Source organism: Micromonospora trifolii (assembly GCF_050516465.1).
Classification (GTDB): Bacteria; Actinomycetota; Actinomycetes; order Mycobacteriales; family Micromonosporaceae; genus Micromonospora; species Micromonospora trifolii.
In genome coordinates, this window is record NZ_CP191526.1 from 6,372,412 (window position 1) to 6,385,908 (window position 13,497).

A 13,497-nucleotide genomic window follows, 5' to 3' on the forward strand; every position below is an offset into this window, starting at 1 on the left:
TCCAGGTTCTGGAAAGTAGGTAACCATGTCCGTCTTCACCGCCCACACCGCTGAGACCGCACCCGCCGCCGCCCGTCGGTCCATCGAGGGAGTACGCGGCCGGTTCGGCTGGCTGCCCACCCCGGTGGCCCTGATGGCCGATTCGCCGCAGTTGCTTACCGGCTTCCTCACCGCCAGCACGGGCTTCGAGCAGACCGACCTCGCCCCGCTGGACCGGGAGGTGGTCATCCTGACGGTCTCCACCAGTCATGAATGCCATTTCTGTGTCGCCCTGCACACCGGCAAGCTCACCGGACTCGGCGCGACCCCCGAGCTGATCACCGCGCTGCGTGCGGGCTCGGTGCTGCCCGACCCGCGCCTGGAGGCGCTGCGCCGCTTCACGCTGGCCGTGCTCGACCACCGGGGCGCGGTGCCCGACGACGAGATGGACGACTTCCTGGCCGCCGGCTACCAGCCCCGGCACGCGCTGGACGTGGTGCTCGGTGTCGGCGCGTACACCATGTCCACCTTCGCCAACCGGCTCACCCGGGCGCCGCTCGACCCGCCACTGGCCGCCCACGCCTGGTCGCCCGCCGCCTGACCGAGGACACCTGCCTGCGGACCCCTGCTCAGGCCGCCTGAAGGAAGTCCCGCAGGAGGGCGAGCATCTCGTCCGGACGCTCCTCGTACAGCCAGTGCCCGCAGTCCTCGATCACCTCGCCGCGTACCGTGTCGGCGTACCGGCGAACCTGCTCGGCGATCTGCCCGCCGAGGCTGGCCGCCGCCCCGACGGCCAGCACCGGCATGGTCAGCTTCGTGCCCCGGTACGCCGCGTTGTCGGCGATGTCCTGCTCGAACGCCCGGAAGTAGGCGAAGCTGGCCCGCAGATGCGCCGGGTCGCGCAGATGGCTGGCGAACTCCTCGATGTCGGGCGCGGCGATGCTGCCCTTGCGCACCATCAGCGCGTCGGTGAACTTGTCCACCCACAGCGACTCCCGCCCGTCGACCAACGCCTCCGGAAGCCCGTTGCCGAGGGAGAAGTAGCCGAAGTTCCACACCCCGGGCCCCGCCGAGGTGAGCGCGGGGAACGTGTAGATGCTCTCGTCGGGGATCGGCGCCTCGGTGAGCGCCAGCCGACTGACCCGCTGCGGATGGGCGGCGGCGTACGCGTACGCCACCATGGTCCCCAGGTCGTGTCCGACCAGCCGGAGGTCACTGTCCAGGCCGAGCTGGTCGAGTAGTCCGTGCAGGTCGGCGGCGACCGTCTTCTTGTCGTATCCGCCGTCCGGGGCGTCGCTGCCCCCGAAGCCGCGCAGGTCGGGCGCGACCACCTCAAAAGAGCGCCCCAACTCGGGCAGCAGGTGCCGCCACATGTACCAGCACTGCGGATACCCGTGCAGCAACACCAGTGGCGGGCCGGCACCCCCACGGACGTAGTTCATGGTGATCTGGCCGACCCGCGCCCGTTCTTCGCTGAACCCCGCCGGAACCCGATCCCCACCCATTCGCCGCCTCCGTCCGCCGGCTGCCCGGCTACCCGCTCAACCCACCGCCATGCCTGCGGGATCTGCGCTCGAACGTTCACCCAGGGGTCATCGCGAGCGTCACAGCACCCGGCTTGGGCCGTGCGGAAGCCGGTGCGGGAGACTGGGCGACATGGCGGCTCGTGGCTTCCCGTACACCGATCTCAAGGACTTCATCGCGGCGCTGGAGCGCGCGGGGGAGTTGCGCCGGATCGACGTCCCGGTCGATCCGACTCTGGAGATCAGCGAGGTGGTCACCCGCACGGTGCGGGCCGGCGGCCCAGCGCTGCTCTTCGAGCGTCCGACCCGGGGCGAGATGCCGGTGGCGATCAACCTGTTCGGCACCGAGAAGCGGATGGCGATGGCTCTCGGCGTCGACTCGCTGGACGAGGTCGGCGCCCGGATCGGCGCGCTGATCAAGCCGGAGCTGCCGGTTGGCTGGTCGGGCATCCGGGAGGGCCTCGGCAAGGTCATGCAGCTCAAGTCGGTGCCGCCGCGCAAGGTGAAGACCGCCCCCTGCCAGGAGGTCGTCTACCGGGGTGAGGACGTCGACCTCAACCGGCTGCCGGGGTTGCAGGTCTGGCCCGACGACGGCGGGATCTTCCACAACTACGGGCTGACCCACACCAAGCACCCGGAGACCGGCAAGCGCAACCTCGGCCTGTACCGACTCCAGCAGCACGGCCGCAACACCCTGGGCATGCACTGGCAGATCCACAAGGACTCGACGGCGCACCACGCGGTCGCCGAGCGGCTCGGGCAGCGCCTGCCGGTCGCGATCGCGATCGGCTGCGACCCGGTCGTCTCGTACGCGGCCAGCGCGCCGCTGCCCAGCGACATCGACGAGTACCTGTTCGCCGGGTTCCTGCGCGGCGAGCGGGTGGAGATGGTCGACTGCCTCACCGTGCCGTTGCAGGTGCCGGCGCACGCGCAGATCGTGCTGGAGGGCTACCTGGAGCCGGGCGAGCGGCTGCCCGAGGGGCCGTTCGGCGACCACACCGGCTTCTACACGCCGGTCGAGCCGTTCCCCGTGCTGCACATCGAGGCGATGACCATGCAGCGCAAGCCGGTCTACCACTCGATCGTCACCTCCAAGCCGCCGCAGGAGGACCACGGCCTCGGCAAGGCCACCGAGCGGATCTTCCAGCCGCTGCTCAAGCTGATGATCCCGGACATCGTCGACTACGACCTGCCGGCCGCTGGCGTCTTCCACAACTGCGCGATCGTCTCGATCCGCAAGCGCTACCCGAAGCACGCGCAGAAGGTGATGAACGCGATCTGGGGCGCGCACCTGATGTCGCTGACCAAGCTGATCGTGATCGTCGACGAGGACTGCGACGTGCACGACTACAACGAGGTCGCCTTCCGGGCCTTCGGCAACGTCGACTACGCCCGCGACCTGCTGCTCACCGAGGGTCCGGTGGACCACCTCGACCACTCGTCGTACCAGCAGTTCTGGGGCGGTAAGGCTGGCGTCGACGCGACCCGCAAGCTGCCCACCGAGGGCTACACCCGCGGTTGGCCGGAGGAAATGAGCATGGCCCCCGAGGTCACTGCCCTGGTCGACAAGCGCTGGAAGGAGTACGGAATCTGATGGCCGTCATCGACGCACCGACGGCGAAGCCGGGCCGGACCAAGTCCTTCCTGAAGCTCGTCGCCGTCGAGCACTCCGTCTTCGCGCTGCCGTTCGCGTTCCTCTCGGCGCTGGCCGCGATGCAGAGTTCCGGCGGGCGCGTACGGTGGCTCGACCTGCTGCTGATCACCGTGGCGATGGTCGGGGCGCGGACGTTCGCGATGGCCGCCAACCGGATCCTCGACCGCAAGATCGACGCGCGGAACCCGCGTACCGCCGGCCGGGAACTGGTCACCGGAGCGGTGAGCGTGCGGACGGCCTGGACCGGCGCGGCCGTCGCACTTGTGGTCTTCCTGGTCGCCGCAGCCCTGCTCAACCCGCTCTGCCTGGTGCTCGCGCCGCTCGCCGTGGTGCCATTGGTCGTCTACCCCTACGCCAAGCGGTTCACCAACTGGCCGCACGCCATCCTCGGGATCGCCCAGGCGGTCGGCCCGGTCGGCGCCTGGCTGGCGGTCACCGGCACCCTGGACGGCTCCGGGCCGGCCTGGCTGCTCGGCGCGGCCGTGGGGCTGTGGATCGGCGGCTTCGACCTGATCTACGCCTGCCAGGACTCCGAGATCGACCGGGAGATCGGCGTGCACAGCGTGCCCGCCCGGTACGGCCGGCGCTTCGCGCTGCACGCCTCCACCGTCGCGCATGTGGTGACCTTCGCCCTGTTCATCTGGTTCGGCGCGTTGATCGGTCTCGGCTGGCTCTGGTGGATCGGGCTGGCGCTGACTGCTGTGGCGTTCGGTTACCAGCACCTGGTGGTCACCCCGACCGACCTGAGCAAGGTCAACCGGGCGTTCTTCACCGCCAACGGGTTCGTCGGCATCGCGTTGTTCCTCTTCGCGCTGCTCGACCTGGTGATCCGGCTCGGCCTGCGGCCCTGAGGCTGGGTGGTCCGGGTCGGCCTACGGCCCTGAGGCGGGCGGGGTGGCGCTGACGGGGTAGCGGGCGCTCTCGAAGGTCCAGTCGACCGTCCCGCGCACGGCGTTCGCGATCCCGTCGAGATGGTCGGCGACCGCCTCGTCCAAGGCCGGGCCGAACGACGGCACCGCGGCTCGCAACGCGACGAAGCGCCGCATCGCCTCCCTCCAGTGCTCGGCCGCCCGTTCGACCGCCTCCGCCTCCGGCACGCCCAGTTCGGCCTCGATGGCGAGGACCAGGTTGTGCCCGCCAGCGGTCACCCGGTCCCGTTCCAGCGAGGCCATGTCGTTGTACCAGGAGAGCAGGTCGTTGCCGGTGCGGGCGATCTGACGCAGCAGCGGGTGGTGGTAGACCGGGTCGGGCAACGGCCGCCCGCTGACGAACTCCACCAGCGGGTACGACACCTCCGCCGCCGAGGTCGACCGACGCAGCTCGACGTACTCGTCCACGCTGGGACGGCGGCCGGCCTCCTTGTTGACGGCCTCCTGCCAGGTGCCGTCGAGGTGTCGGGCCACGGCGTCGGCGAAACGCTGCCGCCACCGGGCCGGCATCCGGCGGCGCGGCTCCCGCCAGGCCAGCACCAGCAGTCGCCGCAGCGGGCCGGTCAGCCCGGTCTGCCGCAGCCGGGTGCCGTCGTGCAGCAGCGCCAGTGTGCCGTTGCGCAGCGCCCGGATCTGCTCCGGCGTCAACCTATGCGGCCCGTCGCAGGCGTCATCGACCAGGAAGAACCAGGTGAACAGCGCGGCCAGCACCCGCAGGTCGGCTTCGGTCGCCGCCGGGTAGAGCCGCCCGGCGTACCGGGCGAAGGCGCCCCGGGACAGCCGGTGCAGCGCGGCGTCGTCCAGTGAGTGGCCAAGCTCGGGCAGCAGACCGAGCAGCCAGTCCTGCACACGATCGGCGTGGTGCGGAAGCCGGGGCGGGATCGGACATTCGGCACGCAGCGCCCGGAGGATCTCGCCGGTCGTCACCGATGCCTCCTCTTCGAGATGGTTCCGGTGCGAATCGCCAGCGGCAGCATGTCAGGTCGGCGGGATGCGCAGGTACCCGCCGGACATGTCGGACCGGCCCAACCCCGGGGGTGCCAACCGGCGGACCAGCCGGACCAGGCAGGCTGGGGGCATGCGGGAACCATGGGTGGTCGGGGTCTCCGGTGCCTCCGGTACGCCGTACGCGGCGGCCGTCATCGGCGGGCTGCTCGACGCGGGCGAGCCGGTGGACCTGATCGTGTCCCGGGCGGCACGACTCACAGTGCTCGACGAGACCGGCCGACCCTTCCGGGACGGGCACTGGGCCGAGGACCTCGCCGCCTGGCTCGACCGGGACCTGACCACGGCGGATGTGCGGCACTGGCCGGCCGGTGACCTGGCCGCCGGGCCGAGCAGCGGCTCCTACCGGGTACGCGGGATGGCAGTGGTCCCGGCCAGCACCGCCGCCTGCGCGGGCATCGCGATCGGGCTCTCCAAGGACCTGTTGCAGCGCGCCGCCGAGGTCAACCTCAAGGAACGCCGTCCCGTGGTGCTGGTCCCCCGGGAGACACCGGTGACCCGCAGCCACCTGGAGCACCTCATCGCCCTGCACGACGCGGGCGCGGTGGTGCTGCCGGCCAGCCCCGGCTTCTACGGTGCCGGCGCGGCGGCCAGCGCGCAGCAACTGGTCGACTTCGTGGCCGGCAAGGTGCTGGACGCGCTCGGCGTCCCGCACACCCTGTTCCGGCGGTGGTCCGGCCAGCTCGGCGCAGCCCGAAGCTGAGCTGTCCCGTTCGTGCTGAGCCGTCCGCTCGTGCTGGGCACGATAGTGCCGCTCAGCACGAGTGGTGCTGCCGCCCGGCGCCTGGCCGAAGCGGGACGCGGACCGGACTGGTGTCCGGTCCGCGTGGCGTTGTCCGCACCAGTTCAGTACATGCCGGCGTTGGCCGGACCCGGCCCCGTGGATGCCGCCGGCCCCACATTGCGTGGCTTACCGACCTCATCCACCTCGTCCAGCATGCCCTCCCCCTCAAGCAGGGCTCGCACCTCGGATTCCCGAAACCGGCGATGCCCGCCTGGAGTCCGGATGCTTCCTATCCGGCCGGCCGCCGCCCATCTCGTCACAGTTTTCGGGTCTACCCGAAACAGCGCGGCGACCTCACCCGGTGTCAGCAGGCGATCTCCAGTGTCCACAGCCCCCTCCTCGCGTCGACGAAGCCCCCGGCTGAACACACTGCCCCCGGCTGGTGCGTAGCCCAGAGCCGTCATGAGGGACGTATGGCAATTACAGCACCAGGGACATGGCCTGTCCGCCCAAACGCGAAAAATGCACTGAGTGGGGAGTTAGTAATGTTACTGGTGCTACCTCTGCCCTGACCGGCGGTTTATGAACAGTGACTCACCGCTCAGTCCAACGGGTGCCGAAGGCCGCACGTTACGTGTCAACGGTTAAGGTCACTCTCTGTGGATGCCATCGACCTGAGCCTCGTCGACCTACTGCGCGGCAACGCCCGCCTCTCGTACGCCGAGTTGGCCCGACAGGTGGGCCTGTCGGCCCCGGCCGTGCACGAGCGGGTCGGCAAGCTGGAGAGCAGCGGCGTGGTCCGGGGCTACCGTGCGGACGTGGCCCCGGAGTCGATCGGGCTGGGTGTCACCGCGCTGATCGGCATCGTCGAGGACTCCGGCGCCGACACCGACGACATGCTCGAGTCGCTGCGGGTGCTGCCCGAGATCGAATCCTGCTACTTCATGGCCGGCGTGGAGTCGTTCCTGCTCAAGGCGCGGGTCGGCACGATCGCCGAGCTGGAGCAGTTGATCGTGCGGTTGAACCGGACGCCGGGGGTGGCCTCCACCCGTACCGCCATCGCGCTCTCCACGAAGTGGGAGAACCGCCCCCAGCCGGTCGGCTCGCCCGCGGCCTGACCGCCGCGTACCCCTGGTGTCGCCCGGGCGGCCGGCGGTAGCGTGCGCCGATGACCCCGCCGGCGCGTCCCGTGGCCGTGGTGACCGGCGCTGCCGGCGGCCTCGGCCGCGCCATCGCCACCGCGCTGCACACCGACGGTTGGCCGGTGCTGCTCACCGACCTCGACCCGGCGGCGGTGCAGAGCGCCGCGGCGCCACTCGGCGGCTGGTCGGCCGCCCTGGACGTCCGGGACGAGGACGCCTGCGCCGCCACCGCCGCGAACGCGGCAGGCCGGGGCGATCTCGCCCTCTGGGTCAACAACGCCGGCATCCTGGTCACCGGGGCGTCGTGGGAACACGACGCCGCGACCCGCCGTCGGGTGCTCGACGTGAACACCCACGGCGCCATCAACGGCACCCTCGCCGCGCTGACCGTGATGCGCCGGCAGGGTCACGGCCACGTGCTCAACGTCGTCTCGTTGGCCGGGCTGGTCGCCGCGCCCGGCGAGACGGTGTACGCGGCCAGCAAGCACGCGCTGCTGGCGTTCAGCCTCGGCACCCTGTCCGACCTGCGGATGGCCGGGTACCGGCGGGTGCACGTCTCCTGCCTCTGCCCGGACGGCATCTGGACCCCCATGCTGCACGACCGGCTGGACGACCCGGGGGCGGTGGCCTCGTTCACCGGATCGATGCTGACCGCGCAGCAGGTGGCGGCCCGGGCGGTTCGGCTGGCCCGCCGGCCACGTCCGGTGGTCAGCCTGCCCCGCTGGCGGGGAGCGCAGGTGCGCCTGTTGGACGCACTGCCCAGGTTGGCCGTCGCACTGACCCCGCTCGTCCGGGCCGCCGGCCGCGCCGGTCAGCGACGCCAACGCCGCAGGTCAACGCCACCGGACCGGCGCTGACCGCCGCTGGCCCGCTTGCTAGGTTTCCGAGCGTGACTCATCTCGACCGGTGCGACGAATCCAGCCGAACCTGGGTGACCGAGGCGATCGCCGCCGTCGAGGCAGACGCCAACCGGTCCGCCGACACCCACCTGCTGCCGTTCCCGCTCCCCCGGGAATGGGGGATCGACCTCTACCTCAAGGACGAGTCGTCACACCCCACCGGCTCGCTGAAGCACCGCCTGGCCCGCTCGCTGTTCCTCTACGGGCTCTGCAACGGCTGGATCGGGCCGCGCACCACGATCGTCGAGGCGTCGTCGGGTTCCACAGCGGTCTCCGAGGCGTACTTCGCCCGGATGCTGGGCCTGCCGTTCATCGCGGTGATGCCCGCCTCCACCTCGCCGGAGAAGATCACGCAGATCGAGTTCCAGGGCGGTCGGTGCCACCTGGTGGACGACCCGGCGAGCGTGGTGGTCGAGGCCCGGTGGCTCGCCGAGGACTCCGGCGGGCACTTCATGGACCAGTTCACCTACGCCGAACGGGCGACCGACTGGCGGGGCAACAACAACATCGCCGAGTCGATCTACGCCCAGTTGGAGCTGGAGCGGCACCCGATCCCCGCCTGGGTCGTGGTGGGCGCCGGCACCGGAGGCACCAGCGCGACCATCGGCCGCTACGCCCGGTACCGCCGGCTCGCCACCAAGCTCTGCGTGGTCGACCCGGAGAACTCGGCGTTCTACCCGGCCTGGCTGGCCGCCGACTGGTCGGTACGGACCGGGAAGGGCTCCCGCATCGAGGGGATCGGGCGGCCCACCGTGGAGGCGTCGTTCCTGCCCTCGGTGGTGGACCGGATGGTCCAGGTGCCGGACGCGGCGTCCCTGGCCGCCATGCGCGCCGGGTCGGCGCTGCTCGGCCGCCGGGTGGGTGGGTCCACCGGCACCAACCTGTGGGGCGCGTTCGGCCTGATCGCCGCCATGCTCGCCGAGCGTCGGACCGGCTCGGTGGTCACCCTGATCTGCGACCCGGGCGACCGGTACGCCGACACGTACTACGCCGACGACTGGGTGGCCGCCCAGGGCCTCGACCTGACCCCGCACCTGGCCACCATCGACCGCTTCCTGGCCAGCGGAGCCTGGCCCGCCTGAACCGCTCAGCGGAGCCTGGCCCGCCCGGAGCCTGGCCCGCCCGGGGCGCTGATCAGCGCGGGTCAATTCGTTCGGCCAGCCCGGGGTAGCGCACCACGTAACCGCTGTCGTCCAGATCGATGTCGGCCGTGAAGGTGCCGCTGGCGAAGCGCACCCGACCCGGCCCGAGCCCGGTGTAGATCTGCTCGGCCGGCACCACCTCCAGGCCGGGCAGCAGCACCCAGGCAACGGTGATGCGGTGTGCCACATCGGCCGGCTCGGCCGCCATCCGAAGCCGGTGGACCGGCAGGGTGTTGAACAGCGGCGAACCGCTCAGATCGACGTCGAGCGCGTCGGCCAGCCGGTCCGGGTCGTCCGTACCGGGCAGACCCGCCCGGCGATGACCGGCCGCGACCAGGGCGGCGTCCAGGTCGCCCTGCTCGGCGGTGGTCACCCGCCAGCGGCCCGCGGCCCGCTCCAGCTTCACTCGGCGCAGCCAGCCGAGACCCTCGGCCTCGACCTCGACCCGGGTGGTGGCCCAGTCCGGCGTGGTGGTCAGCTGGTAGCGGGCGGTCCACGGGATCGGGTCCACGGCGAGCAGAGTGCCCCGGGCCGCCAACCCGTGGCCGTCGTCGAGCAGAACCTGCTCGCTGCCGGCGGTGTCCGTCCGGGACCAGAAGATTGACTTCGGCATGGTCGGCATGAGCCGGACGTTACGCGACCCGCTGGACATCGGCAGGGCATGCGCGAACGCCGCCGCGAAGCCTGGGCTTCACGACGGCGTTCGGTGGATCAATCAGTGGGTACGCGCCGCCGGTCGCCCGCCGAAACCGCGCCGATCGTCACGCGGGCGGTCCTCGCGGGGCCGGTCGTCACGGGGCCGGTCGTCACGGGGCCGGTCGTCACGGACCCGGCTCTCCGGGCGGAAACCACCCCGAGTGTCCCGGTCGCCGAAGCGGCGCTCACCCTGCGGACGGTCGCCGAAGCGCCGCTCGCCGGTCGGTCGGTCGGCGTGCCCCCGGGTGTCCCGATCGGCGTAACGCCGCTCGCCCGTCGGCCGGTCGCCGTACCCCCGGTCGCCCTGCGGCCGGTCGCTGTGCTGCCGGTCGCCGAAGCGGCGCTCACCCTGCGGGCGATCACCGTAGCCCCGGTCGCCCTGCGGCCGATCGCCGAAGCGGCGCTCGCCGGTGGGCCGGTCGCCGTAGCGGCGCTCACCCTGCGGGCGGTCACCGTAGCCCCGGTCGCCCTGCGGGCGATCGCCGTAGCTCCGGTCACCCTGCGGGCGGTCGCCGAAGCGGCGCTCGCCGGTGGGCCGGTCGCCGAAGCGCCGGTCGCCCTGCGGGCGGTCGCCGTAGCGGCGCTCGCCGCCCGTGCGGTCACCGAACCGGCGCGGGCCGCCGGAGCGGTCGTCGAACCGGCGCGGGCCGCCGGAGCGGTCGCCGTAGCCCCGGGGCTCGGCCTCGACGCGGACCGGGACGCCACTGGGCTCGCGGGCGCCGACCAGCTCGGCCAGCGCCGCGTCCCCGACCCGGACCCGGGTCTCGGCCGGCGCGACGCCGGCCTTCTCCATCATCGCCAGGGTGGTACGGCGCTGCTTGGGCAGCACCAGCGTGGCGACCGCGCCCGACTCGCCGGCCCGGGCGGTACGCCCCGCACGGTGCAGGTAGTCCTTGGGGTCCTTCGGCGGGTCGACGTGCAGCACCAGAGTGACCCCGTCGACGTGGATGCCTCGGGCCGCCACGTCCGTGGCGACCAGCACGTTCATCCGGCCCTCACGGAACTCGGCGAGCGTCTTGGTGCGCATCCGCTGGGTCTTGCCGCCGTGCAGCCCACCGGCGCGTACGCCGACGGCCGCGAGCTGCTCGACCAGCCGGTCCACACCGAGCTGGGTACGGGCGAAGACCATGGTCCGGCCATCCCGGGCGGCGATCGAGGCCGCCACCGGGAACTTCTCGTGCGGCGGGATCAACAGCATGTGGTGGTCCATGGTGGACACCGAAGCGGTGGACGGCGCCGTGGAGTGCGTGACCGGGTCGGTCATGAACCGCTTGACCAGCGCGTCGACGTCACCGTCCAGGGTGGCCGAGAAGAGCAGCCGCTGACCGTTCGCGGGCGTCTTCGCCAGCAGATCGGTCACCTCGGGCAGGAAGCCCATGTCGGCCATCTGGTCGGCCTCGTCGAGCACCGTGACCTCGACGTCGTCGAGCTGGCAGATGCCCCGCTCGATGAGGTCGCCGAGCCGGCCCGGGGTAGCAACGATGACCTCCACGCCGCGGCGCAGCGCGTCGATCTGACGGTCGTACGGAACACCGCCGACCGCGGTCTTGAGGAAGATGCCGACGGACTTGCCCAGCGGCACCAGGGCGTCGTTGACCTGCATGGCCAGCTCGCGGGTGGGCACCAGGACCAGGGCGCGCGGACGCATCGGCCGGGCCCGGTTGCGGGTGGCCAGCCGGGCGATCATCGGCAGCCCGAAGGCGAGCGTCTTGCCCGAACCGGTCTGCCCGCGGCCCAGCACGTCGCGGCCGGCGAGCGCGTCCGGAACGGTGGCCCGCTGGATCTCGAACGGGCTGGTGATGCCCTGCTGCGCCAGCGCGCGGACCAACTGCTCGGGCAGGCCGAGGGCGGCGAAGCTGATCGGTTCGGCGGTCTCGGTCGGCTCGGCCTGCGCGGTCGCCACCGGCGCGGTGCCGGCCTCGCTCAGGGGGACGTCGAGCTGCTCCCGGGCGGTGTCGGTCGCCGGGACTGAGTTGAAAACGGACGTAACGGTGCTGGGGTCAGCAGAGGTGGTCAACAAAAACCTTTCGAGCGGGGCGCATCTTCGCGATGGCCTGCCGCGGCTGTACCGCCGGATCGCCCGCAAGATCGCCCAGGGGCGCACACCACGCGCGCCGGGTCAGTGATCTCAGCCAGTGTACGGCGGTCTGGCGAAGCCGCCAGCCGGTTGACCGACCGTAGTGGGCGGACTCACCATCGCCGGCGCTCGCTGGCTCACCCGTTGAGCACGCTGCCCACCAGACCGTCCAGGGCGTCGCCGGCCAGCAGGACGACCATGACACTGATCGCCACCAGCAGCCCCAGAGCGGCGGCCAGGACGATCATCACCCGGGCGTTACTGGACCGCTCGGCCGGCGTGTCGGACCAGCCCTGAGCCAGGATGTGCCCGGTCAGCGAGCCGGAGGTCTCCACCGCGTTGGCGGGTATCGCGACAGTGGTGAAGCCGGCCCCCTCGCCGTTGCCGTAGACGGTGCCGGCCAGGTCGGTGCGACTGTCGTGCCGCCCACCACGGGCGCCGGCCGCGTCCCGTCCGGCGGAACCAGCCGGTGGGCCGCTCGGCGGCGCCGTCGCGCGGGAGTTTCCGGTGCTGTTGCCGGTCGAGGAAGGAGCCCCGGCGGTGGACGGTGGCCAGCTCGGCAGCGCTGGTGCGGGCACCACCGGCGGCGCGGCGGCGGGTGCCCCGGCCCATCCGGCACCGGACGTCAGTGGGGTCGCCCCACCGGTGGACGGCCACCCGGCCGGCGGTGCGGAGACCGAAGCGCTGGCTCGTACCCCGGGCGTGTCGGTCATCGCCGGCGGCGGCGGGAACGGCGGTGCCGGCATCGGGCCGGGCGGGGCCGGTGGTGCCGGCACCGGCGGACCGGGCGGCGGCAGCGGCGGGCTCGGGACGGGCGGCGTCGGCGGGCCGGGGATGGGCGGCACCGGCGAGGGCGGTGGGATGGGCGGGCCCGGAACGGGCGGAACCGGACCGGGCGGCGGCGTGGGTCGAGGACCCGGCGTCGGCACCGGACCGGGCGGGTACGGGCCCGGGGCCGGCGCGGGCTCCGGTTCCGGTGGCGACGGCTGGGTCGGCCCGGGGCCGGGCGGCGTGGGTTCCGGCTCCGGTTCCGGAGTCGACGGCGTCGAGGGCTGGGCCGGCTCGGCACCCACCGGCGCGGCTCGATAGACGCCGGGCGCGCTCTCGCGACGGTCCGGGGTGCCCAGGGCACTGGCAGTGCCCCGGCTGCTGCTCGGAACCGTGGCGCTGGCCCGGGCCGACGCGGGGGAGTCGCTCCGCTGCCCCGGCAACGACACGTCGGCCGGGCTGGCCGAGCCGGTCGCACGGTAGGTGGTCGCGGTGACCGGAGCGCTGGCCGGCAGGTCGCTGCGGAGAGCGCCGGCGGTCACGACGCTGGCGCGTGCGCGTACCGGTGCGGCGGCCGCGCTCTGGCGCTCGTCGTCGCCGGCGGGTACGTCGTCATCGGCGTCGGTCGAGGCGTCCTCGACGACCGCTGCCGTGCCACTGCCGGCCGGGCCGCTGACAGCCGGGGCGGCGTCGCTGTCAGCGGAGCCGGCGTCCGCCGAGCTGGTGTCACTGCCTGTCGAGCTGGTGGCAGCCGGGCTGGCGTCGCTGGCGGCCACCGGGTCGGCGGTGCCCGGCCCTGGTGGGCCGGCCTGGTCGACCACGGGGTCGACAGTCTCCGCCGGATCTCTCTGCTCGACCATTTCCGCCCTCCGCGCCATGCTCGCACCCGGACCCGTGACGTCGAGCCGGATGTGCCTGGTTGTCACGGTGCCACAGATCTTCCCGAGCGGACAGCCGGA

General features: G+C 72.5%; 13 protein-coding genes. 7 read left to right on the top strand and 6 right to left on the bottom strand.

Annotation, left to right across the window (positions count from 1 at the left end; all coding sequences use genetic code 11):
- Positions 1-25: 25 nt before the first annotated feature.
- Entirely contained in the window at positions 26-580 is a 555-nt protein-coding gene (locus ACQRWP_RS29730) for a carboxymuconolactone decarboxylase family protein (protein WP_430499487.1), read from the top strand.
- Positions 581-608: 28 nt separating this feature from the next.
- Here the strand turns inward: ACQRWP_RS29730 and ACQRWP_RS29735 are convergent, their stop codons facing one another.
- On the bottom strand, positions 609-1,484 hold the full coding sequence (locus tag ACQRWP_RS29735; protein ID WP_430499489.1) for an alpha/beta fold hydrolase: 876 nt from the start codon (positions 1,482-1,484) through the stop codon (positions 609-611).
- Positions 1,485-1,635: 151 nt separating this feature from the next.
- On the opposite strand from ACQRWP_RS29735, the gene ACQRWP_RS29740 reads away from it, so the two are divergent.
- A complete protein-coding gene (locus ACQRWP_RS29740) occupies positions 1,636-3,096 on the top strand; it encodes a menaquinone biosynthesis decarboxylase (protein WP_430499491.1) in 1,461 nt (486 codons plus the stop codon).
- Positions 3,096-4,007 carry a menaquinone biosynthesis prenyltransferase MqnP gene (mqnP, locus tag ACQRWP_RS29745; protein ID WP_430499493.1) on the top strand — a complete coding sequence of 304 codons (912 nt, stop codon included), beginning with the start codon at positions 3,096-3,098 and terminating at the stop codon, positions 4,005-4,007. Before ACQRWP_RS29740 ends, mqnP begins: the two co-directional genes overlap by 1 nt.
- Positions 4,008-4,028: 21 nt before the next feature.
- On the opposite strand, the gene ACQRWP_RS29750 is transcribed toward mqnP, so the two are convergent.
- Positions 4,029-5,012, bottom strand: coding sequence for a terpene synthase family protein (locus ACQRWP_RS29750; RefSeq protein ID WP_430499495.1), 984 nt, complete (start codon positions 5,010-5,012; stop codon positions 4,029-4,031).
- Positions 5,013-5,163: 151 nt separating this feature from the next.
- On the opposite strand from ACQRWP_RS29750, the gene ACQRWP_RS29755 reads away from it, so the two are divergent.
- On the top strand, positions 5,164-5,793 hold the full coding sequence (locus tag ACQRWP_RS29755; RefSeq protein WP_091395700.1) for a UbiX family flavin prenyltransferase: 630 nt from the start codon (positions 5,164-5,166) through the stop codon (positions 5,791-5,793).
- A gap of 143 nt (positions 5,794-5,936) precedes the next feature.
- Here ACQRWP_RS29755 and ACQRWP_RS29760 read toward each other — a convergent pair whose 3' ends face one another.
- A complete protein-coding gene (locus ACQRWP_RS29760; protein ID WP_007454516.1) occupies positions 5,937-6,203 on the bottom strand; it encodes a BldC family transcriptional regulator in 267 nt (88 codons plus the stop codon).
- 270 nt (positions 6,204-6,473) lie between these two features.
- Here ACQRWP_RS29760 and ACQRWP_RS29765 point away from each other — a divergent pair, with 270 nt between their 5' ends.
- The 3 genes from ACQRWP_RS29765 to ACQRWP_RS29775 are packed head-to-tail and all read left to right on the top strand — an operon-like array spanning position 6,474 to position 8,937.
- Positions 6,474-6,932 carry an Lrp/AsnC family transcriptional regulator gene (locus tag ACQRWP_RS29765; protein WP_238668705.1) on the top strand — a complete coding sequence of 153 codons (459 nt, stop codon included), beginning with the start codon at positions 6,474-6,476 and terminating at the stop codon, positions 6,930-6,932.
- A gap of 50 nt (positions 6,933-6,982) precedes the next feature.
- On the top strand, positions 6,983-7,813 hold the full coding sequence (locus tag ACQRWP_RS29770) for an SDR family NAD(P)-dependent oxidoreductase (protein WP_430499499.1): 831 nt from the start codon (positions 6,983-6,985) through the stop codon (positions 7,811-7,813).
- Positions 7,814-7,845: 32 nt separating this feature from the next.
- Positions 7,846-8,937 (top strand): PLP-dependent cysteine synthase family protein, encoded by a 1,092-nt coding sequence (locus ACQRWP_RS29775; RefSeq protein WP_112680845.1) that lies wholly within the window; start codon positions 7,846-7,848, stop codon positions 8,935-8,937.
- A 52-nt stretch (positions 8,938-8,989) separates the two neighbouring features.
- On the opposite strand, the gene ACQRWP_RS29780 is transcribed toward ACQRWP_RS29775, so the two are convergent.
- The 3 genes from ACQRWP_RS29780 to ACQRWP_RS29790 form a co-directional block, all read right to left on the bottom strand.
- Positions 8,990-9,610 carry a putative glycolipid-binding domain-containing protein gene (locus ACQRWP_RS29780; protein WP_372471488.1) on the bottom strand — a complete coding sequence of 207 codons (621 nt, stop codon included), beginning with the start codon at positions 9,608-9,610 and terminating at the stop codon, positions 8,990-8,992.
- A 102-nt stretch (positions 9,611-9,712) separates the two neighbouring features.
- A complete protein-coding gene (locus tag ACQRWP_RS29785) occupies positions 9,713-11,596 on the bottom strand; it encodes a DEAD/DEAH box helicase (protein WP_430503330.1) in 1,884 nt (627 codons plus the stop codon).
- Positions 11,597-11,907: 311 nt separating this feature from the next.
- The gene (locus ACQRWP_RS29790; protein ID WP_430499501.1) at positions 11,908-13,398 is read right to left on the bottom strand and encodes a hypothetical protein; all 1,491 of its coding nucleotides are present in this window, start codon (positions 13,396-13,398) and stop codon (positions 11,908-11,910) included.
- Positions 13,399-13,497 lie beyond the last annotated feature (99 nt).